The 21,572-nt window shown below is 69.8% G+C and carries 18 protein-coding genes; 13 read left to right on the top strand and 5 right to left on the bottom strand.

The genetic code is table 11. The features are described from left to right. Nucleotides 1–38 precede the first annotated feature (38 nt). Genes typA through CRP45_RS10475 form a run of 5 tightly spaced genes read left to right on the top strand, consistent with a single transcriptional unit; the run spans nucleotide 39 to nucleotide 5,290 of the window. Entirely contained in the window at nucleotides 39–1,937 is a 1,899-nt protein-coding gene (typA, locus tag CRP45_RS10495; RefSeq protein WP_067788431.1) for a translational GTPase TypA, read from the top strand. Between the two features lie 37 nt (nucleotides 1,938–1,974). Next, nucleotides 1,975–3,720 (top strand): ABC transporter family substrate-binding protein, encoded by a 1,746-nt coding sequence (locus CRP45_RS10490; RefSeq protein WP_097244928.1) that lies wholly within the window; start codon nucleotides 1,975–1,977, stop codon nucleotides 3,718–3,720. Then, nucleotides 3,717–4,607, top strand: coding sequence for an N-acetyl-1-D-myo-inositol-2-amino-2-deoxy-alpha-D-glucopyranoside deacetylase (gene mshB, locus CRP45_RS10485; protein ID WP_097245438.1), 891 nt, complete (start codon nucleotides 3,717–3,719; stop codon nucleotides 4,605–4,607). Before CRP45_RS10490 ends, mshB begins: the two co-directional genes overlap by 4 nt. A gap of 45 nt (nucleotides 4,608–4,652) precedes the next feature. Then, on the top strand, nucleotides 4,653–4,811 hold the full coding sequence (locus tag CRP45_RS10480) for a hypothetical protein (protein ID WP_097245437.1): 159 nt from the start codon (nucleotides 4,653–4,655) through the stop codon (nucleotides 4,809–4,811). Continuing rightward, a complete protein-coding gene (locus CRP45_RS10475; RefSeq protein WP_097244927.1) occupies nucleotides 4,808–5,290 on the top strand; it encodes a hypothetical protein in 483 nt (160 codons plus the stop codon). Before CRP45_RS10480 ends, CRP45_RS10475 begins: the two co-directional genes overlap by 4 nt. A gap of 334 nt (nucleotides 5,291–5,624) precedes the next feature. On the opposite strand, the gene CRP45_RS10470 is transcribed toward CRP45_RS10475, so the two are convergent. Both CRP45_RS10470 and CRP45_RS10465 read right to left on the bottom strand, forming a co-directional pair. Then, nucleotides 5,625–7,148 carry a PH domain-containing protein gene (locus CRP45_RS10470; protein WP_308209462.1) on the bottom strand — a complete coding sequence of 508 codons (1,524 nt, stop codon included), beginning with the start codon at nucleotides 7,146–7,148 and terminating at the stop codon, nucleotides 5,625–5,627. Further along, complete coding sequence (locus tag CRP45_RS10465) at nucleotides 7,145–7,642, bottom strand: PH domain-containing protein (protein WP_097244926.1); 498 nt, start codon at nucleotides 7,640–7,642, stop codon at nucleotides 7,145–7,147. The genes CRP45_RS10470 and CRP45_RS10465 overlap by 4 nt, the downstream gene beginning before the upstream one ends. A 172-nt stretch (nucleotides 7,643–7,814) precedes the next feature. Between CRP45_RS10465 and CRP45_RS10460 the strand changes: the two genes are divergently transcribed. The 6 genes from CRP45_RS10460 to CRP45_RS10435 all read left to right on the top strand — a co-directional run bounded on the left by CRP45_RS10460 (nucleotide 7,815) and on the right by CRP45_RS10435 (nucleotide 16,440). Continuing rightward, nucleotides 7,815–10,409: a bifunctional FO biosynthesis protein CofGH gene (locus tag CRP45_RS10460; protein WP_097244925.1), complete on the top strand. Its 2,595-nt coding sequence runs from the start codon at nucleotides 7,815–7,817 to the stop codon at nucleotides 10,407–10,409. 213 nt (nucleotides 10,410–10,622) lie between these two features. Then, complete coding sequence (gene fdxA, locus CRP45_RS10455; RefSeq protein ID WP_011211287.1) at nucleotides 10,623–10,943, top strand: ferredoxin; 321 nt, start codon at nucleotides 10,623–10,625, stop codon at nucleotides 10,941–10,943. Nucleotides 10,944–10,951: 8 nt separating this feature from the next. After that, nucleotides 10,952–12,061 (top strand): succinyldiaminopimelate transaminase, encoded by a 1,110-nt coding sequence (gene dapC / locus CRP45_RS10450; protein ID WP_097244924.1) that lies wholly within the window; start codon nucleotides 10,952–10,954, stop codon nucleotides 12,059–12,061. Between the two features lie 125 nt (nucleotides 12,062–12,186). After that, complete coding sequence (locus CRP45_RS34930; RefSeq protein WP_097244923.1) at nucleotides 12,187–13,704, top strand: serine/threonine-protein kinase; 1,518 nt, start codon at nucleotides 12,187–12,189, stop codon at nucleotides 13,702–13,704. A gap of 68 nt (nucleotides 13,705–13,772) precedes the next feature. Then, complete coding sequence (gene pruA / locus CRP45_RS10440) at nucleotides 13,773–15,407, top strand: L-glutamate gamma-semialdehyde dehydrogenase (RefSeq protein ID WP_097244922.1); 1,635 nt, start codon at nucleotides 13,773–13,775, stop codon at nucleotides 15,405–15,407. Nucleotides 15,408–15,471: 64 nt separating this feature from the next. Next, a complete protein-coding gene (locus CRP45_RS10435) occupies nucleotides 15,472–16,440 on the top strand; it encodes a proline dehydrogenase family protein (RefSeq protein ID WP_097244921.1) in 969 nt (322 codons plus the stop codon). A gap of 79 nt (nucleotides 16,441–16,519) precedes the next feature. On the opposite strand, the gene CRP45_RS10430 is transcribed toward CRP45_RS10435, so the two are convergent. Next, nucleotides 16,520–17,389, bottom strand: coding sequence for an oxygenase MpaB family protein (locus CRP45_RS10430; protein ID WP_097244920.1), 870 nt, complete (start codon nucleotides 17,387–17,389; stop codon nucleotides 16,520–16,522). Between the two features lie 220 nt (nucleotides 17,390–17,609). On the opposite strand from CRP45_RS10430, the gene CRP45_RS10425 reads away from it, so the two are divergent. Further along, the gene (locus CRP45_RS10425; RefSeq protein ID WP_067788450.1) at nucleotides 17,610–18,242 is read left to right on the top strand and encodes a TetR/AcrR family transcriptional regulator; all 633 of its coding nucleotides are present in this window, start codon (nucleotides 17,610–17,612) and stop codon (nucleotides 18,240–18,242) included. Nucleotides 18,243–18,261: 19 nt separating this feature from the next. Here the strand turns inward: CRP45_RS10425 and CRP45_RS10420 are convergent, their stop codons facing one another. Together CRP45_RS10420 and CRP45_RS10415 are read right to left on the bottom strand one after the other, a co-directional pair. Next, on the bottom strand, nucleotides 18,262–19,005 hold the full coding sequence (locus CRP45_RS10420; protein ID WP_245910053.1) for a hypothetical protein: 744 nt from the start codon (nucleotides 19,003–19,005) through the stop codon (nucleotides 18,262–18,264). Between the two features lie 122 nt (nucleotides 19,006–19,127). Then, nucleotides 19,128–19,979, bottom strand: coding sequence for an oxygenase MpaB family protein (locus CRP45_RS10415; protein WP_097244919.1), 852 nt, complete (start codon nucleotides 19,977–19,979; stop codon nucleotides 19,128–19,130). A gap of 140 nt (nucleotides 19,980–20,119) precedes the next feature. Between CRP45_RS10415 and CRP45_RS10410 the strand changes: the two genes are divergently transcribed. Then, nucleotides 20,120–21,547, top strand: a complete 1,428-nt coding sequence (locus CRP45_RS10410) for an acyl-CoA synthetase (protein WP_097244918.1) — start codon at nucleotides 20,120–20,122, stop codon at nucleotides 21,545–21,547. Nucleotides 21,548–21,572 lie beyond the last annotated feature (25 nt).

The following is a 21,572-nucleotide window of genomic DNA, read 5'->3' as shown; positions in this document are numbered from 1 at the left end:
TCGGCCGGCACCAACACCAACAGCAGGAGGATTCAGGCGTGTCGTCTGCACGCGATTTTCGCAACGTCGCCATCGTGGCCCACGTCGACCACGGCAAGACGACGCTGGTCGACGCCATGCTGCGCCAGTCCGGCGCCTTCGCCGAGCGGGCCGAACCGGTCGACCGGGTGATGGACTCCGGCGACCTGGAACGCGAGAAGGGCATCACCATTCTCGCCAAGAACACCGCGGTGCACCGGCACCACCCGGACGGTTCGGTCACCGTCATCAACGTCATCGACACCCCCGGCCACGCCGACTTCGGCGGTGAGGTCGAGCGCGGTCTGTCCATGGTGGACGGCGTGGTGCTGCTGGTGGACGCCTCCGAGGGGCCGCTGCCGCAGACCCGGTTCGTGCTGCGCAAGGCGCTGGCCGCGTCGCTGCCGGTGATCCTGGTCGTGAACAAGACCGACCGCCCAGACGCCCGCATCGAAGAGGTCGTCGAGGAGAGCCACGACCTGCTGCTCGATCTGGCCTCCGACCTGGACGACGCCGCCGCCGAGGCCGCAGAGCTGGCACTCGACCTGCCGGTGCTCTACGCCTCCGGCCGCGAGGGCAAGGCCTCCAAGGAGCGCCCCGAGAACGGCAGCGCCCCCGACGCGGAGAACCTCGACGCGCTGTTCGACGTGCTGATGGAGTGCATCCCCGCCCCCAAGGGCGATGCCGCGGCTCCGCTGCAAGCGCACGTCACCAACCTCGACGCCTCGGCCTTCCTCGGCCGCCTCGCGCTGGTGCGCGTGCACAACGGTGAGCTGCGCAAGGGCCAGAACGTGGCCTGGATGCACGCCGACGGCGTCAAGCAGGTCAAGATCACCGAGCTGCTCCAGACCATCGGCGTCGAGCGTCAGCCCGGTGAGGTGGCCGTCGCGGGCGACATCGTCGCCATCGCGGGCATCCCGGAGATCATGATCGGCGACACACTCGCCGACATCGACAACCCGGTCGCGCTGCCCCGCATCACCGTCGACGAGCCCGCGATCTCGGTCACCATCGGCACCAACACCTCGCCGCTGGTCGGCCGGGTGCAGGGCCACAAGCTGACCGCCCGCATGGTGAAGTCGCGCCTGGACCAAGAGCTGGTCGGCAACGTCTCGCTGCGGGTGCTCGACATCGGCCGCCCGGACGCCTGGGAGGTGCAGGGCCGCGGTGAGCTGGCGCTTGCCATCCTGGTCGAGACCATGCGCCGCGAGGGCTTCGAGCTGACCGTCGGCAAGCCGCAGGTGGTCACCAAGCAGGTCGACGGCAAGGTGCACGAGCCCTACGAAGAGCTGACCATCGACTGCCCCGAGGAGTACCTCGGCGCGATCACCCAGCTGCTCGCCGCCCGCAAGGGCAAGATGGTCCAGATGAACAACCACGCCGCGGGTTGGGTGCGGATGGAGTTCATCGTCCCCTCGCGCGGCCTGATCGGCTTCCGCACCGACTTCCTCACCGAGACCCGCGGCACCGGCATCGCCAACGCCGTCTCGCACGGCTACGCGCCGTGGGCGGGCGAGATCCGGGCGCGCCACACCGGTTCGCTGGTCTCCGACCGCGCGGGCACGGTGACCCCGTTCGCGATGATCCAGCTCGCCGACCGCGGCCAGTTCTTCGTCGAGCCGGGTGCGGACACCTACGAGGGCCACGTCGTCGGCATCAACCCGCGCGCGGAGGATCTCGACATCAACGTCACCCGCGAGAAGAAGCTGACCAACATGCGCAGCTCCACCGCGGACGTGATCGAGACCCTGGCCAAGCCGTTGCAGCTGGACCTGGAAGGCGCGATGGAGTTCTGCGCCGCCGACGAGTGCGTCGAGGTCACCCCTGAGGTGGTCCGGGTGCGCAAGGTCATCCTGGGCCAGAACGAGCGGGCCCGCGAGCTGTCCAGGCGGAAGGCGCGGGACCGGGCCGCGCTGTAGAGTGCCGAACGTGAGCTCGGGGGCAAAACGACGCGCGATGCTGCGCGCACTGATGGTTCTGCTGGCGGCCTCCGCGACGGTGCTCGCCGGATGCACCGCGAACCCGCCCCCGCCCATCGAGAGCACGGACAGCCCGAAGACGACGCCCGCCAAGCCGGGCAAGAACACCGTCGTGGTGGCGATCGACGACATCGGTATCGGGTTCAACCCGCACCTGCGTTCCGACCAGTCGCCCGCCACCTCGGCGGTGAGCTCGATGGTGTTGCCGAGCCCGTTCCGTCCGGTGCCGAGTCCGTCGGTGCCCGGCGCGACGGACTGGGTGCCGGACACCGCGCTGGTGACCTCGGCCGAGGTCACCAGCCAGGAGCCGTTCACCATCACCTACACGCTGCGCAACCAGGCCAACTGGTCGGACGGAGCGCCCATCGCGGCCGAGGACTTCCGTTTCCTGTGGCAGCAGATGCTGACGCAGCCCGGCGTCGCGGATTCCGCCGCGTACCGGTTGATCTCGGATGTGAACTCCTCCGGCGGCGGCAAGACGGTCACCGTCGTGCTGACCCAGCCGTACCCCGCATGGCGCGAGCTGTTCGCGAATCTGCTTCCCTCGCATCTGATCAAGGATCAGCCGGGCGGTTTCGCCAACGGGCTCGCGGAGGGAATCCCGGTGTCCGGCGGCAACTTCGCGATCAAGTCGGTGGACCCCGGCCGCGACGAGATCCTGCTGGAACGCAACGACCGCTACTGGGGCACCCCGGCCGCGCCGGATCAAATTCTGTTGCGCCGCGGCGGAACTCCCGCGCAGCTGGCCGAGTCGCTGCGCACCGGTGACGCGCAGATGGCGCTCGTGCACGGCGGCGTCGCGACCCAGGCGCAGCTTGCCGCGATCCCCTCGGTGCGCACCGTGATCATGCCGCAGTCGCGCGAACTGCAATTCGTCTTGAACGGGCGCACAACCGAACTCGCCGATCCGCGGGTCCGGCGCGGGCTGCTCGCGCTGCTCGACCCCGCGCTGCTCGCCACCGTCGGCGCGCAGACCGGCGGATGGGTCGAACCGGTGCGCGCGCAGATACTGACGCCATCGGATCCCGGTTACGCGCCGACCGCACCGCCTCGGCCCACCGCGGACGAGGCGTTCGCGCTGCTCGCCGAGGCCGGTTTCGCGCGCGCGCCCGAGCCGCCGCCGGTGATCTCGCCCACCTCGCCCGCGCCGCAGCCGCGCCCGATAGCGAAGAACGGCAAGACCCTCGCGGTGCGGATCGGCGCGGTGACCGGTGACGCGACCGCGCTCGCGGTGGCCAACACCGCCGCCGACCAACTGCGCAGCGCCGGAATCGATGCCAGCGTCCGCAGCCTCGCGGCCGACGAGCTGTACGGCAAGGAACTCGTCGAGGGCGGCGTGGACGCGATCGTCGGCTGGGAGGTCGCCGGCGCCGATCCGGCCACCGTGCTGGCGTCCCGCTACAGCTGCCCGCCGCAGGCGCCCGGCCTCGACGACGGTGAGGCGCAGGCCGCGGTCGAGGCGGCGCGACGCGCACCGAGCAACCTGTCCGGGGTGTGCGATCCCGTGCTGCAACCCGCGATCGACGCCGCGCTGCGCGGTATCGACGTCCCCAAGGTGCTCGCCGACGCCGAGCCCGCGCTGTGGGGACTGGCCACCGTGCTGCCGATCGTGCAGGACAACGTGGTCGCCGCCGCTGGTCCCCGGGTGGACGGCGCGTCGCTGAGCGGCGCCATCCAGGTGGGCATCTTCGGTGACGCCTCGATGTGGCGCAGGATCCCGTGACCAAGCCGGACGGGCCTGGCGGCATCGTGCTGGTGCACGCGCACCCGGACGACGAGTCCATCACCACCGGCGGCACCATCGCGCACTACCGCCGCCGCGGGGTACCGGTCACCGTGGTGACCTGCACCCTCGGCGAGGAGGGCGAGGTGATCGGCGAACAGTGGGCGCAGCTGACCGCGGATCACGCCGATCAGCTCGGCGGCTACCGCGTCCTCGAATTGACAAGGGCGCTGGCCGCTTTGGACGCCGCGCCGCCGCGCTTCCTGGGCGGCGCCGGCCGCTGGCGGGATTCCGGCATGGCGGGCACGCCGTCGGCCGAGCACCCCAGGGCGTTCGTGCGTTCCGGTTCGGAGGCGGTGGACGCGCTCGTCGAGATCCTGCTCGAGCTACGGCCGCGGGTGGTGATCGGCTACGACCCGCGCGGCGGCTACGGCCACCCCGATCACATCAGGGCCCACGAAGTCGCGACCGACGCGGTGCGCGCGGCGGCGGAGCGCGGCTGGGACGTGCCCAAGTTCTATTGGACGGTGACCGACGCCGACATGCTGCGGCTGCACACCGAGGCGCTGGCCCGCCGCACCGTCGAGGGTCTGCCCGGCGCGCTGCCGCGCGGGTGGCGGCTGCCGGGGGCGGGGGAGTTGGCGAGCGTGCCGAGTCACACCGTCACCACCACCGTCGAGGTGTCGGACGTGCTGACCGCCAAGCGGGCGGCGTTGCGCGCGCACGCGACCCAGGTGACGGTCGCGCCCTCCGGGCGGGAGTTCGCGCTGTCCAACAACATCGCCCAGCCGGTGTTGCCCGAGGAGCACTACGTGCTGGTCCGTGGGACGCGGGGGCCGGTCGGGCCGGACGGGCGCGAGCACGACCTGTTCGCCGGGATCGTCTGAACGTGCGTGATCCGGGCCGAGTCGGTGGGGCATAGACTCCTGGACGTGTACAACTGGGACCTCCAGAACGCCATCTCGGCCTTCGTGGACAGCCTGCGCCCCGGCGCGGAGCATCAGCACGAGCTGTACATGTCGGTGCTGTACGCCTTCGTCGACATGCAGAGCCACCTGCTGACCCTCCTCGGCTACCCGCCGGTGCCGTGACGGCGCTCGACAAGCGCGCGGACGCGCCACGTACCGATGATCGAGGGTGGATCGCCGAACCCCTGCGGCTGGCGCTGATGGCCGTGCTCACCATGAGCGGGTTGTTCACCCTCGCCTTCGAGGTCCTCTATCTGCCGGTGTACCTGGGCACCTCGCACCTGCCGCCCGCCGAGGACACCACCCTGGTTGCCGCGCCGCTGGCCGCGGTCGCCGCGTCGGGCGCGTTCGCCCTACCGGTGACGGCTCTGCTCGCGGCCGGTCTGAACGTCTTGTTCATCGCGGCCATGCGCACCCTGACCGACAGCACCCGGGTGGCGTTGCTTCCGGTCATCGTCTGGACCTTCGGCTTCTTGGCGTGCACCTTCGCGGGCCCCGGCGGCGACCTCATGCTCCTCAGCGACTGGCCAACCCTGCTCCTGCTCCTCTGCGGGCTTATCCCACCGCTGGTCTACGTCTACCTCCGCCCGGCGCCGCACTGACTTCGCAGACCCGTCGTACGCCTCGCAGAGGCTGCATCCTTTGCGAGGCGTGCGGTGTCTCTATGAGGGCAAGGTGGTGTCCCGGTGGCGGCCACTGCGAAGTGGAGCGGTGGACCGGTCAGTCGACGCGGACCGGGAGGGTCGCGATGACGGCGTCAACGCGGCCGCGGCGAGCTGAGCGAGCACCGTCACTCCGCCGCGCGGCACCACGTGGTGCAGCACCCGCCCCCGAACGACACATCCCCGTGTGTCGGACGTGCTCCCACACACTTTTCGCACGGTTCACATAGGCGGTGGCTGTGTGAGGCGTATGCGGCTTGTGTGGCAGCCGAGGTCAGCGGGAGCCGAGGGCGCCGGGGGTGACGGATTCGATGAGGGGCCAAGCCTGGTCGAGGGGGACGTCGATGACGAGGTAGCGCTTCTTGCCCGCCGCGGTGGCCGCGATGACGGTGGCCAGACCGGCGCGGCGCTGCCAAAAGGATTGGCGGACGGTCCAGCCGATGACGCCGGGCGCTTCGAGGCAGTCGCGGTCGCGGTCGAGGCATCCGGAGCGGGTGATGAGCCAGGCGGGGGAGGTAGCGGTGCGGGGGAGGACGGTGTGGCCGAGGCCTCGGTAGCGATCCTCGGCCAAGGCGATGGCGACAATCGCGGTCACGCCCGGCAACAGCCACCACCATGGCGGGATCGGGCCCTCGAGGGCGAAGGCGAGCACTACGAAAGCTAGCAGGACGACGGGCGAGAGCGCCCGGAAGTAGCGGCGACGGCGGGCGGCGGGACCGTGGCGGGTCAGCCGCGCGGACAGCGGCGCCAGGGGTTCGCCCGCGGTCGCACCCGGAGCCAGCAGTTCCCCCAACGTCCGTTCGATCGCTGCCCGCGGGGCTTGGGGCAGGATCTTCTGGCGCGGATTCTCCCCGACCATGATTGCCTCGAGTTCGGCGGCGCCCGAAAGGCGAAGCAGCAGTGGCTCGTTCACCGTGGCCCCACGAAAACGTGCCAGGTCGAGGGTGATCTGTCTGGTGGTGAACAGGCCGTGGCGCAGGTGCAGGGTGCGGCCGTTGTGCAGGACGCGGAGGCCGAAATACGTTGTCAGGTACCGCGTGCAGGCCGCCAGGCTGACTACGAGCACGATCGCGGCGAACAGGCCGAGCACGACGAGCACGATGGCGGCGACGGTGCCTTCGCCGAGGTCCTGCGCGGCATCGGATTCGAACACCACCTCGCCCAAGCCGTACTGGAACGCCGCGCCAACGATCGGCGCGATGACGGCGAACCCGGTGAGCGAGAGCGGCGCGTACCGCACCCACTCCGGCCGCCAGTGTCCGATCTCCCGCGCGGCGGGAAGAGCTTGTGCCGCTTCGTCTTCCGATACACCTACGGCGGGAGTGGCCGGTGCGGGTCGCGCGGTGTGCGCGAGCAATTCCGTGCGCAAAGTGGGCACCGCCCGCGCGTCGAGCGAGTCCAGCTTGAACTTCTCACCGCTGTCGGCCTGCTGCCCGGTGCCGATGACCACCACGGAAAGTCCGAGCGCCCGGTGCAGCAGATCGGATTCGATGTCGACGGATCTGATCCGGCTTCGCGGCACCGAAAGCTCCCTGCGCTGCACCAATCCGGTGCGCAACTCGACGTGGGTCGGTCCGACCCGATAGGTCGTGGTGAACCAGCGGGTCAGCGCGAACCCGACGATCAGCACCAGCGGAACGATGCTCCACGCGGGGTTGCCACTGCTGGTGCCGAGGATGACCGAACCGATCAGCACCGGGATGAACTTGACCACCTCGGTGACCGGATGCACCAACAGCATTCGCTTGTCCAGGCGCGCCCACGGCGGTCCGGTGCCGACGGGCGGCTGCTCGGTCACGTCGCGTCCCCGCGATGACGCGCGGCGATCTCGGTCAGCCGCGTGACGGTCTGTTCGGCGACCGGCAGATCCAACGCCGAGATCTGCACCGCGCCCGCCGACGAGGCGGTGGTGACCGTCACCGTCGCCAGGCCGAGCAGCCGCTCCAGCGGACCGCGTTCGGTGTCTACCGTCTGCACCCGCGAGATCGGCGCGACCCGGCTCTCCTGGGTCAGCCAGCCGACCCTGGTGTACACGGCCTCGTCGGTGACCTCCCACCGGTGCACGGCGTAGCGCCACCACGGCACGACGGCGATGCTGAACACCGCGAAGACCAGGCCGATCACCAGGGCGGCCGACTGCCAGCCGCGGTGGGTCGAGTCCACTGCGGCCCACACGAGCAGCGCGAGGAACGGCAGCGCCCACGAAAGCCCCGCCTGCACCGTCCACAGCAGTTTCGCCTTGGGGCTTGGACGCCAGGCCGGGTCGGCCATGATCGTGCGCGGCTGCGACATGGTTGTCATGGTTGCACGAACATTCGCCGCCCCGCGCCACGCCGGTGGAATAACGGTGAGGCGTGCTGAGGTTGTGAACGCTCACGACGGGCCTCGCGGAACTCGCCGTCGCGGTGAGCTGGCTACGCTCACAGACAAGCACTGGAGGGAGACAGTCCAGGATGGGTAGCGCATGATCGAGGGCGTGACCGAGCTAGCGACACCGAGCGTCCCGCCAGCCCCGCCCAGCCCGTCGGCCATGCGCCGCGCGCTGCGCAGGGCCCGAGACGGCGTGACACTGAACGTGGACGAGGCCGCGGTGCTGCTGCACGCGCGCGGCGAGGATCTGGTCGAGTTGTGTCGCAGTGCGGCGCGGGTGCGCGACGCCGGTCTGGAATCGGCGGGCAGGTCGAAGACCATCACCTACTCGCGCAACGTGTTCATTCCGCTGACCCGCTTGTGTCGGGACAAGTGTCACTACTGCACGTTCGTCACCGTGCCCGGCAAGTTGCGGGCCGAGGGCAAGGGCATGTTCCTGGAACCCGACGAGGTGCTCGACATCGCCCGCCGCGGCGCCGCGCTCGGCTGCAAGGAGGCGCTGTTCACCCTCGGCGACCGGCCCGAGGCGCGCTGGCCGGAAGCGGCCAAGTGGCTGGACGAGCGCGGCTACGACTCCACGCTGGACTACCTGCGCGCCGTCTCGATCATGGTGCTGGAGGAGACCGGTCTGCTGCCGCACCTGAACCCCGGCGTCATGAGCTGGGAAGAGATCGCGCGGCTCAAGCCGGTGGCGCAGTCCATGGGCATGATGCTGGAGACCACCTCGACACGGCTGTTCACCGAAAAGGGCGAATGCCACTACGGCAGCCCCGACAAGGACCCCGCGGTGCGGCTGCGCGCCATCACCGACGCCGGTCGGCTCTCGGTGCCCTACACCACCGGCATCCTGGTCGGCATCGGCGAGACGCTGACCGAGCGCGCCGAGTCGATCATGGCGATTCGCAAGCAGCACAAGGCTTTCGGGCACATCCAGGAAGTGATCATCCAGAACTTCCGTGCCAAGGACGACACCGCCATGCGCGACGCGCCCGACGCCGGTCTCGAGGAGTTCCGCGCGACCATCGCGGTGACTCGCCTGCTGCTCGGCCCGGACGTGCCGGTGCAGGCCCCGCCGAATCTGGTGTCGCTGGAGGAATGCCTCGCGCTGATCGATGCGGGCATCGATGACTGGGGCGGCGTCTCGCCGGTGACCCCGGATCACGTGAATCCCGAACGGCCGTGGCCGAATCTGGACACGTTGCGCGAGATCACCGAGGCGGCGGGCTACCAGCTCGTCGAAAGGACTTCGGCGCACCCGAAATACGTGCGGGCGGGCAATCCGTGGGTGGATCCGCGGATCGGCGCGCACGTGGCCGCGCTGACCGATCCGGCGACCGGACTGGCGAATCCGGACGCGGTGCCGGTCGGTCTGCCGTGGCAGGAGCCGGACGAATCGTGGGACTCGGCGGGCCGGATCGACCTGAACACCGCGATCGACACCGAGGGCCGCAACACCGAGAGCCGCAGCGACTCCGCACTGGGTCAGGACGTGGTCGGCGCCTTCGGCGACTGGGACACCGTGCGCGAGCAGGCGCGCGACCTGGCCGCCCCCGAGCGGCTCGACGGTGACGTGCTCGCCGCGCTGCGCGCCGCCGAACGCGATCCCGCGGCGCTCTCCGACGCCGACTACCTGGCGCTGGCCACGGCCGAGGGCGTCGATCTGGAGGCCGTCACGAAGCTGGCCGACCAGCTGCGCCGCGACACCGTCGGCGACGACGTCACCTACGTGGTGAACCGGAACATCAACTTCACCAACATCTGCTACACCGGCTGCCGGTTCTGCGCGTTCGCGCAGCGCAAGGGCGACGCCGACGCGTTCACGCTGAGCACGGACGAGGTCGCCGACCGGGCGTGGGAGGCGCACGTCGACGGCGCCACCGAGGTCTGCATGCAGGGCGGCATCGATCCGGATCTGCCGGTCACCGGCTACGCCGACCTGGTGCGCGCGGTGAAGCGGCGGGTGCCGTCCATGCACGTGCACGCTTTCAGCCCGATGGAGATCGTCAACGGGGCTTCCCGCGGCGGGCAGAGCATCCGCGACTGGCTGGTCGCACTGAAGGAGGCCGGTCTCGACACCATTCCCGGCACCGCCGCCGAGATCCTGGACGACGAGGTGCGCTGGGTGCTCACCAAGGGCAAGCTGCCCACCTCCGCGTGGATCGAGGTGATCACCACGGCGCATCAGGTCGGGCTGCGCTCCAGCTCGACGATGATGTACGGGCACGTCGACAACCCGAAGCACTGGGTCGGCCACCTGCGGGTGATTCGCGGAATCCAGGACGAGACAGGCGGTTTCACCGAATTCGTGCTGCTGCCGTTCGTGCACCAGAGCGCGCCGCTCTACCTGGCGGGCGCGGCACGTCCGGGTCCGACGATCCGCGACAACCGCGCCGCACACGCGCTGGCCAGGATCATGCTGCACGGCCGGATCGACAACATCCAGACCAGCTGGGTCAAGCTCGGCACGGCGGGCACCAGGATGATGCTCAACGGCGGCGCCAACGACCTCGGCGGCACGCTGATGGAGGAAACCATCTCCCGGATGGCGGGCTCCCAGCACGGCTCCGCGAAGACGGTCGCCGAGCTCACCGAGATCGCCACCGGCATCGGCCGCCCGACCAGGGAACGCACGACCACCTACGGGCGGGTCGATCGCAAGCCGCACGCCCTTTCGTTGTCGCTCGGGTAGACGGAATCGGCGTGCGGCCCCAGAAGCCGTGCTCGAGGACTAAGCTCGTGCTGCTGTACGTCGGAGCGCACGAGGGCAACGGCATACCGGTCGCGAGCGGGGGCGGAGCCGGTGAAGTTAGGGCAGGCTGACCAGTAGTAACGTGGGGTGGTCGGGATAGGGTTTCGTGTGGCGGACCATCCCCGCAGGTGAGGACAGACTAGGAGAGCGGCAGTGCCGTACATCATCGCTGAACCGTGCGTTGACGTGAAGGACAAGGCATGCATCGAGGAATGCCCCGTGGACTGCATCTACGAGGGTGGTCGCATGCTGTACATCCATCCGGACGAGTGCGTGGACTGTGGTGCATGTGAGCCGGTGTGCCCGGTGGAGGCGATCTTCTACGAAGACGACACGCCGGACCAGTGGAGCGGGTACGTGAACGCCAACGTCGACTTCTTCGACGAGCTGGGTTCGCCGGGCGGCGCGACCAAGGTCGGCAAGGTGGACTACGACCCGCCGTTCATCAAAGAACTTCCCCCGATGGGCGAGTGAGAACGTAAGTGAGTTCGCGTGGCCGGGTCAGCGCTCTGCTGCCCGATTTTCCCTGGGACACCATCGCGTCGGTGAAGGCGAGAGCCGCGGCGCATCCCGACGGGATCGTCGATCTCTCGGTCGGCACCCCGGTGGACCCCGTCGCCCCGCTGATCAGGGCGGCGTTGAACTCGGTCGCGGAGGTGCCCGGCTACCCGACCACGCACGGCACGCCCGAACTGCGCGCCGCCGCGGTCGACGCGCTCAAGCGCCGGTACGGAATCACCGGTCTCGATCCGGCAGCGGTGCTGCCCGTGATCGGCACCAAGGAGCTGATCGCGGGTCTGCCGCGGCTGCTCGGCCTCGGCTCCGGCGATCTTGTGGTCATTCCCGAGATCGCCTACCCGACCTACGAGGTCGGCGCGCTGCTCGCGGGCGCCCAGGTGCTGCGGGCCGACGGGCTCACCCGGCTCGGTCCGCAGTCGCCCGCACTGATCTACCTCAATTCCCCGTCCAACCCGACCGGGCGGGTACTCGGGCTCGAACACCTCCGCAAGGTCGTGGCCTTCGCGCGGGAGCGCGGCGCGATCGTCGCTTCCGACGAGTGCTACCTGGGCCTGTCCTGGGACAGCCGCCCCTTCTCGATCCTCGATCCCGAGGTGTGCGACGGCGACCACACCGGTCTGCTCGCGGTGCACTCGCTCTCGAAGACCTCGAACCTGGCCAGCTACCGCGCCGGTTTCGTGGCGGGCGATCCCGAACTGGTCGCCGAACTGCTCGAGGTGCGCAAGCACTCGGGCATGATGGTGCCCTACCCGATCCAGGCCGCGATGACGGCCGCGCTCGGTGACGACGCGCACGAGGGCCAGCAGCGCGAACGCTACCGCGCCCGGCGCGAGCAGCTGCGAAACGCCTTGCAGAGCGCGGGTTTCCGCATCGATCACTCCGAGGCGGGGCTGTACCTGTGGTCGACGCGCGGCGAGAACTGCCGGACCACCCTGGACTGGCTGGCCGAGCGCGGCATCCTGGCCGCGCCCGGCGACTTCTACGGACCGACGGCCAGTGAGCACGTACGGATCGCACTGACCGCGTCCGACGAACGCGTCGCCGCCGCCGCGGAACGCTTGCGCGCGAACTGATTCCGCACGGTCGAACCGGATCCGATGCACTCGCCGCGGCGGTGCAGCGCACCCGGCGGTTCGCCTGCGCGGGCCGCGCTTCGTACACTCGAGGCGCTCGATCGGCTCGGCGAAAGGTTGCTGCGATGCAGGGGGTGGGGCTCGCCGTCGGCGAGGTGTTCGCTGGATACCGGATCGAGCGTGTGCTCGGTCGCGGCGGGATGGGCACCGTCTACCTGGCCGGTCATCCCCGGCTGCCGCGCCTGATCGCGCTGAAACTGCTCGACCGCGAGCTCTACGCCGACGAGGAGGCGCGGCGGCGGTTCGAACGCGAAGCGGATGTGGTTGCGCGGCTGGATCATCCGAACATCGTGTCGGTGCTGGATCGCGGCGCCGACGACGGTGTGCTGTGGATTTCCATGCAGTACGTCGACGGTGGCGACGCCTCGGCGTTTCGCGGCAGGCCGCTGGACCCGGCGCGGGCCGCGGGGATCGTCGCCCAGACCGCGGCCGCACTGGATTACGCGCACGACCGCGGCGTGCTGCACCGCGACGTCAAACCCGCCAACATCCTGTTGAGTGCCGCGCACGGCGGCGGTGACCGGGTACTGCTCAGCGATTTCGGCATCGCGCGGATGCGCGAGGACACCTACCAGCTGACCAAAACCGGCGAACTGCTCGCCACATTGGCTTACGCTGCGCCGGAACAGCTTTCGGACGAGACTGTCGACCAGCGCGCCGATCAGTACGCGCTCGGCTGCACCCTGTTCGCCTTGCTGACTGGGCGAGCGCCGTTCACCGCGACCAACCCGGGCGCGATCATCGCGGCGCACCTCACTCAGCCGGTGCCGAAAGCCAGTGCGCTCGTGCCGGGACTGCCGCCCGCGGTGGACGAGGTGATCGCCAGGGCGATGGACAAAGACCCGGCGCGCCGCTTCGACAGCTGTGGTGATTTCGCCGACGCGGCGGCGCGGGCGTTGGCCGCGCCTGTCGTCCAGCCGCCCCGGACTCCCCGTCCTGCCGAAGCGCTCGTCGCTCGCCGACCGGCAGCCGCGGACAACTGGGTGAGCAATCCGGCACTGCCCGCCCGTCGAACGGGGCGGCAGGTCTCCTCCGGCTGGCGGACATTCTCCGTGCTGCTGCTCGTGTCCGCGCTGGTGGTGGGGTTGGGCGGGGTCGCGGCCGTCGGCGTGTACTGGAAGTTCATCCGCCCGAACCGGCCGCAGCCGCTGCCGTGGGGCGCGCACCACTCCATCGCTGTCAAGTTTCCCGAGCTCATCCCGGCGAGCCCGGATGGGACGGGCTGGCGCGGCGCGCGCTGTCACGCGGCCGCGACGGTGGTGACTCAGCCCGGGGATCCGCTGCCGCTGCGCCAGATCGTCTGCACCGATCCGGACGGTGTCACGGCCTGGTACACCGAGTACGGGGGATTCCGCGATGTCCAGGCCTACCTGTCGGCGCACGCCACGCTGACGGGTGAACGCGAGTTCAGCAGGCCGGGCGGGCTCCAGGTGTTCCGGCCGACCGATCCCGCCGCGCCGTTCGCGCTGGCCACGCACGGCTGGGTAGCCCCGATGGTTTCGTCGATCCTCGTGGAGGCCGCCTGGCCCGGACACACCTACGAGGAGGTCCGCGACCTGTGGTGGGCACAGGCCCCGTTCTGATCGCGCTCCGACACGCTGGTGCGTGAAGAGGCTGGCGTTCGGACGTGGATTTGGGGCTAGCCTGAGATATGGACGCTGTCACGGTTGTCCCTACGCCAGGCAACGAGCCGGTGCACACGTACGCGCCGGGAAGCCGCGAGCGCGAGTCGCTGGTGGCCGAGCTGGCCGAGATCTCCGCCGAATCCGTCGACGTCCCGCTGGTCATCGGCGGCAAGCACCGGCCGGGCATCGGCGAGCGGCACGAGATCGTCGCACCGCATCGGCATCGACACGTACTGGGGACATACACCGATACCACTCATTCCGAAGCACACGGCGCCATCGAGGCCGCCATCGCCGCCGCCCCCGGGTGGCGCACCATGCCGTTCGACGATCGTGCCGCGATCTTCCTGCGCGCGGCCGATCTGCTGGCCGGGCCGTGGCGGGAGAAGCTGGCCGCCGCGACGATGCTCGGCCAGTCGAAGTCGATCGCGCAGGCCGAGATCGACGCGCCGTGCGAGCTCGTCGATTTCTGGCGGTTCAACGTGGCGTTCGCGCGCGACATCCTGGCCCAGCAGCCGCAGTCGAGTCCTGGCGTGTGGAACCGGATGGACTATCGGCCGCTGGAGGGGTTCGTCTACGCGATCACGCCGTTCAATTTCACCGCCATCGCGGGCAACCTGCCGACCGCGCCTGCGCTGATGGGCAACACGGTGGTGTGGAAGCCTTCGCCGACGCAGACGCTCGCGGCGTTCTACACCATGCGGCTGCTCGAGGCGGCGGGCCTGCCGCCCGGGGTGATCAACATGGTCACCGGCGACGGGATCCGGCTCTCGGAGGTGGCGCTGGCCGACCCGCGCCTGGCGGGCATCCACTTCACCGGTTCCACCCGCACCTTCCAGTCGCTGTGGCAGCAGGTCGGCGCGAATATCGGCCGCTACCACGGCTATCCGCGGTTGGTCGGGGAGACGGGCGGCAAGGACTTCATCGTCGCGCACCCGTCGGCCGATCCGGACGCCTTGCGCACCGCGCTGATTCGCGGCGCCTACGAGTATCAGGGCCAGAAGTGCTCGGCCGCCTCGCGCGCCTACATCGCGCGTTCGGTATGGCGGGCCATCGGTGACGACTTCCTCACCGCGACCGACGAGCTGAGCTACGGAGACGTGGCCGACCTGTCGAATTTCGGTGGGGCGCTGATCGATCGGCGCGCCTACGACAAGAACGTCGCGGCCATCGAACGGGCAAGGGACGCGGGCGTCACCATCCCGGTCGGCGCCACCTACGACGACAGCGAAGGCTGGTTCGTCCGCCCCACGGTGCTGCTCTCCGACGACCCGCGCGACGAGTCGTTCACCACCGAGTACTTCGGCCCGATCCTCTCGGTGCACGTCTACGACGACGCCGAACCGGGTTCGTACGCCGCGATTCTCGCCGAGGTGGAGTCGGCCGCGCCCTACGCGCTGACCGGCGCGATCTTCGCCGACGATCGCAAGGCCGCCGAACAAGCCAGTGCCGCATTACGTTTCGCGGCGGGCAATTTCTACATCAACGACAAGCCCACCGGCGCCGTCGTCGGTCAGCAGCCGTTCGGCGGCGCGCGCGCCTCCGGCACCGACGACAAGGCGGGGTCGCCGCTGAATCTGCTGCGCTGGACGGCGCCGCGCACCATCAAGGAGACATTCGTGCCGCCGGTGCAGCACCGGTATCCGCACATGGACTCGTGAGACCGGCGGCGCCGACACGTCGGCCGGAAGAGGGAGGCGTGATGCGTGACATTCTCGAGGACCGATGAACCCGCTGCGCCCGGCCATTCTCGCGGCGGCCGCCTCGCCGCGGATGAAGCGCGTGCTCACCGGGACCAAGGTCACCGCCGACATCGTGCGCCGGTTCGTGCCCGGTGAGTCACGGGCGGAGCTGGAGCCGGTGGTGCGTGCGCTGCTCGGCAGCGGCAGGCTGATCAGCGTCGACTATCTCGGCGAGAACACCACCGATCGGTCGCGCGCCGAAGCGACGGTCGCGGAATACCTTTCGCTGATCAACGAGCTCGCCGCCGCCGACCGGCCGGTCGGGTCCGACGGCGCTGCCGTGCCCGCGGAGGTGTCGGTCAAGCTGTCCGCGCTCGGGCAGGCATTGCCGGGTGACGGTCCCGCCATCGCCACCGACAACCTGCGCACCGTGTGCACCAAGGCCGCCGAGGCGGGCGTGTGGGTCACCGTCGACGCGGAAGACCACACGACCACCGATGCCACGCTGGCCACCGTGCGCGAGTTGCGGCCGGAATTCCCTTGGCTCGGTGCGGTTCTCCAGGCCTACCTGCACCGCACCCGGGACGACTGCGCCGAATTCGCGGGTCACGGTTCGCGAATTCGGCTGTGCAAGGGCGCGTACCGCGAGCCCGCGGAGGTTGCCTATCAGCGGAACGTCGAGGTGAGCGATTCGTACCTGCGCTGCCTGGAGATCCTCATGCGCGGTGCGGGTTACCCGATGGTGGCCACCCACGACCCGGAACTCGTGCTGGCCGCCGAGCGGATGGCCGCCGAAACGGGCCGGAGCGCAGGCACATTCGAGCACCAGATGCTGTACGGCGTGCGCGACGCCGAGCAGCTGCGGCTGGCGGCGGCCGGGCACACCGTGCGGGTGTACGTCCCGTACGGCGACGACTGGTACGGCTACCTGACTCGCAGGTTGGCCGAGCGGCCCGCCAACCTGCGGTTCTTCCTGCGTGCGTTGACGGCGGGTCGGGCGGACACGGCCTGAGGGCGTCGTCCTCAGACCCGCGCGCCGGCGGCGCTGCCAGACCGTCCTCGATTCGCCCACGGCCGAGCGAAGGTGCGCCTCAGACCAGCGGCTTGCCCAACCTGCGCCGTCTGCGCAGATCCCACAGGTAGTAGTTCATCGGAAAGAGCCTGAGCCGCTGGGGAAGTCGGCGGTGCACCGTGCCGATCGCGCGCAGCAGCAGAGTCAGCGCGCGATCCTGGCGCGGCGTCCACCGCATGCCCATCTCGGCGCGCAGGTGCGGCGGAAGCAGGCCCGCGACGACGAACCGCTGCACCGGTGCGAACACGCGCAGCGGCGGCGCGACCATCTTCAGGTCGACGAGACCGTTGAAGTAGTCGCGGGTGCGGGCGTCGATGGTCTTGGTGGCCAGGTTCGTCGTCCAGTACTCGTCGAACGCGGCGCGGTCGGCGGGCCACATCTCCCTGCGCATCTGCAGTGAGGTGCCGAGCCGGGCGGCGTACTGGTAGAACGCGTCCGCGCTCGCCGGGTCGAGCGGGCCGTGCAGCCGTTCCTCCAGGTCCACGATGCCCCAGTACAGGCAGGCGGCCACCCACAGCTGGAGCTTGGGATCGAAGGCGTTGTACTTCACCGGGCTGTTCGCCCCGGACCGGATGCTGCGGTGCGAAGTGTTGACCGCCTCGCGGTACGCGGCGCGCTCGTCCTCAGTGCCCATCAGGGCGACGGCGAGATAGGTGAGCGTGGTGCGCAGCCGCTTCAACGGGTGCAGGGTCACTTTGCCGGAGTCCACGTTGCTCTCCAGCACGCCGTAGGCGACCGGAGTCAGGCTCAGCTGCATGATCACGTTCGCGGTGCCGCCGAGGAAGGCGGCGACGCCGCTCCAGTACTTCTCGATGTCGAAGTCCTCGGCGGTGCCGTAGCGGCTGCCTGGCACCGGCTCGGGCGTCGTTGCACGAAGGGGCGCGGTCATCGTCGTCCTCGTCTTTCCGTTCACCGAAGGTGAAGCGATGAGAAGGTCAGGCGGTCACCTTCTCATCTGAGGGCGGGTGCTGTCAAAGGGTCCGCCGCCGCATCCGCTCCGGCCATGCGCGATCTGAGGGCGGACTGCCCGGCCAGGGCTCCAGGTGGAGTCGGTGAAGGTATGCGATGCTGACGTTGTCATCGTTTCGCCGGACGATAGGGTGGGAGACATGGCGAGCTTCACCAAACTGCTGCCGCTGGTGCGCAACTCCGGGCCGGAAGACCGCAACCAGGCGCGGGTGCTGGACGCCGCGCTGGTGGCCTTCCTGGATTTCGGCATCAAGCGCACGAGCATGGTGGAAGTGGCCCGGCGGTGCGGCCTCTCACTGGCCACGCTGTACCGGCGCTTCGCCAGCAAATCCGATCTGATCGAGGCCGTCGCGCTACGCCAGACCCGCGAGTTCATCGACGAGGTGGACGGCGTGCTCCAGCGGCAGGTTGACCGGGACGCCAGCGCCGAGGATCAGATCGTCGCGCTGTTCGTCGCGTTCGTGAACGGCCTGCGCGGCAACCAGCTGGTGCACCGGCTGCTCGCCACCGAACCCGAGCTGGTGCTGCCGTTCCTCACCGTGAAGGGCGCGCCGATCATCGAACTCGGGCGCGACTACGTCGCCGAGTTCGTCACGCGTCTCCAGCAGGAGGGCAAACTTCCCGCGTACGATCCGGCGCCGCTGGCCGAGATGATCGCGCGCACCGCGGTGTCGCTGGCGTTGACGCCGCAGACCGTCATCCCGTTCGGCGACGACGCCGCCCTGCGCGAGTTCGCCCGCGACCACGTGGTGGTCTCGTTCCGGGTGCGCTGAAGGGCAGGCGCACGCCGACTCAGCGCGGAACGAGCCAGACGGGCACGCCGAGCACATCGGCCACCACGCTCGGCAGCGCGCCGAGCACATCGGCGGTCTGATCGGCGGACGTGCCCCAGGTGAGCGCCGCCACGGTGAACCCGGTTCCGTAGGAGGCCGAAGCCACCTCGGGCGCACCGAGATCCGACCATCCCCACTTGGTGCCGAGCACGCCTGGGATCCGCGCGGTGCCCCAGTCCTGCACGGTGCCGTCGGCGGCCGTGTCGCCCGCCGTGGCCATCCATCCGAAGATCGGCGAGCCGGGGTCCTGGAGTTGCTTGGCGTGCAGGAAGTCCGCGACATCGGCGCTCGTCGTTGTCGCCGTGCTCCAGTCGCCTGCGCCGGACCGGGTGTTGGTGAGGCCGTACTCGGCGGCGATGGCATCGATGGCCTGCGGGTACTTGCCTTCCATGGCGCCTGCCGCTCCGTCGTCGGAGAAGCGGATCATGCGCTCGCCCCATTCGCGGTCGATGGCGGAGCCGTCGCCGTGGCGCAGGGCGTAGTCGACGAGGAAGAGCTTGGACAGGGAAAGGGCGCCGCGAATCTCGTGCTGGTTCGCGGTCCCCCACGACGCGCCGACGCTCGATCGCACGGCGATCGAGGTGCGCGACGGTGTTTCCTCTCCGTTTGGCTGAGCGTTTGCGGGCGGTGCGCCCAACGCTGTGGCGCCCAGGGCGTACACCACTCCTGCGGCGAGGAACGCGACGATCATCCGACGGATCACGATTGCCTCCCGGCGTTCGACCTCCGATGTCGTGCCTTCATTCAGGAGGCAAAGCGTACGCGGGCGCTCGGTTCCGGCGTGGCGTATTGGGGATGCTGTGTATTAACTGATATAAGCGCGCGTCAAACGAGCGGAAGCCCGAGGCGGCGGCGCAGCCGCATGTCCCAGAGGAAGGCGTTGACGGGGAAAGCCTTGACGGCTTTGGGCATCCGGCCCTCCACCGCGCCGATGGCGGTGAGCAGCATGGCGAGGAGTCGGTCGTCGCGCTCGGTCCAGGTCATGCCCATCTGGTGGCGCAGATGCTCCGGCAGCAGGCCCGCGGTGACCCAGCGGTGCAGGCCGCCGAAGGCGAGCTGAACCGGGCGCGGGAACATCCGCAGGTTCACCAGGTCCCAGAAGTACTCGCGGAGGGGCGGATCGATGACGGTCGCCGCCAGGTGCTCGTCCCAATACCGATCGAAGGCGGCGCGGTCGGCAGGCCATTGGCCGGGGCGCATCTGCAACGTGGTGCCGAGACGTGCGGCGTTGCGGTAGAACGCGTCCGCCGTGGCGTCGTCCATCGGTCCGTGCATGCGCTCGTGCAGATCGCGTGCGCCCCAGTACAGGCAGGCCGCCACCCAGAGCTGCAATCGGGAATCGAAGGCGTTGTACTTCACCGGACTGGTCGGGCCGGACCGGACGGTCTGGTGCGAGCGATCGACGGCCGCCCGGTAGGCCGCGCGTTCGTCGTCGGTGCCGAGCATCGCCACGGCGAGGTAGGTCAGCGTGGTGCGGGTGCGCTTCACCGGGTGCAGTGTGATCTTGCCGCTGTCGACCGTGCTCTCCAGCACGCCGTAGCCGACGGGCCGGGTGCTGAGCTGCATGATGACGTTCGCGGCGGCGCCGAAGAAGGCGGCGGAGCCGTCGAGGTGGCCGCGGATGTCGAAGTCGTCGTCGGACTTCGTGAGCGCGGGTGCGCGAAGCGGACTGGTCACGATCGACCCCCGTTCTCCTCGTTGAGAAGGATGTTCTATGACCTTCTCACCGCCTCTTCGGTGTGTCAACGGTCACGGCGCGTCGACGCCGAGCTGTGACGCGCTGACGGTCCGCGGCGCACACGCAGTAGGTTGGGCGAATGTCGTTCGGTCCCTCCCTGCTGCTTCGTTCCCTGAATCCGGCCGCGGTCGCTGCGGGCGCGGACATTCCGAACGCGGTCACCATCGACGGCGTGACGCTCTCGCGCAGCGATCTGCTCGGCGCGGCGACTTCGGTGGCCGAGCGCGTCGCGCGCGCCGATCGGGTCGCGGTGCTGGCTCGGCCGACCGCGCGCACTGTCCTCGCGGTGGTCGGCTGCCTCATCGCGGGCGTCACGGTGGTGCCGGTCCCGCCGGATTCCGGCGCCGCCGAACTCGCGCACATTCTGGCCGATTCCGGCGCGCAGGCATGGTTGGGTGACGCGCCCGAGGGCACCGATCTGCCGGTGGTCCCGGTCCGTATGCACGCCAGGTCATGGCACACCTATCCCGAACCCGACCCGGCGACAACGGCTTTCGTGCTCTACACGTCCGGGACGACCGGTGCGCCGAAGGGTGTCGCGCTGACTCGCGGCGCGATCGCCGCCGGACTGGACGCGCTCGCCGAAGCCTGGGACTGGACCGCGAAAGACGTTCTGGTGCACGGCCTTCCGCTGTTCCATGTGCACGGGCTCATCCTCGGCGTGCTCGGCGCGCTGCGCGTCGGCAGCCCGCTGATCCACACTGGCAAGCCGACGCCGCAGGCCTACGCCGAGGCGAACGGCACGCTGTACTTCGGGGTGCCGACAGTGTGGTCGCGCGTCGTCGAAAACCCCGATGCCGCACGCAAATTGGCCGGCGCTCGGCTGCTCGTCTCGGGAAGCGCGCCGCTGCCGGTGCCGGTGTTCGAGCGGCTGCGCGAGCTCACCGGTCACGCGCCGATCGAGCGCTACGGCATGAGCGAGACCATGATCACGCTGTCCACCCGCGCCGGCGGCGAACGTCGCCCTGGGTGGGTCGGCACGCCGGTGCGCGGGGTGGAGACGAGGCTGCGCGACGAGACCGGAGCGCCGGTGCCGCACGACGGCGAGAGCATCGGCGGGTTGCAGGTGCGCGGTCCGATGCTGTTCGCCGGCTACCTGAACCGGCCCGATGCCACGGCCGAGAGCTGGACCGAGGACGGGTGGTTCAAGACAGGAGATGTGGCCGCCATCGACGGCGACGGCTTCCACCGCATCGTCGGCCGGGAATCCGTCGACCTGATCAAGTCCGGCGGCTACCGGATCGGCGCGGGCGAGATCGAGACCGCGCTGCTCGGACATCCGGCGGTCGCCGAGGCGGCGGTGGTCGGCCTCCCCGACGACGATCTCGGGCAGCGGGTGGTCGCCTTCGTCGTGTTGCGGGGCGAGGCGGACGCGTCGATCGAGAAGGAACTGATCGATCACGTGGCCGAGCAGCTTTCGGTGCACAAGCGGCCGCGCGAGGTGCGCGTCGTCACGGCGCTGCCGCGCAACGCCATGGGGAAGGTGCAGAAGAAGCAGCTCGGCTGAGTGGGGCTTGACCTCGAGTTGGCTC

The organism is Nocardia amikacinitolerans (assembly GCF_900215415.1).
Taxonomy (GTDB): domain Bacteria; phylum Actinomycetota; class Actinomycetes; order Mycobacteriales; family Mycobacteriaceae; genus Nocardia; species Nocardia amikacinitolerans.
The sequence above is the reverse complement of the archived record's forward strand: the minus strand, read 5'-3'. Positions and strand labels throughout refer to the sequence as shown.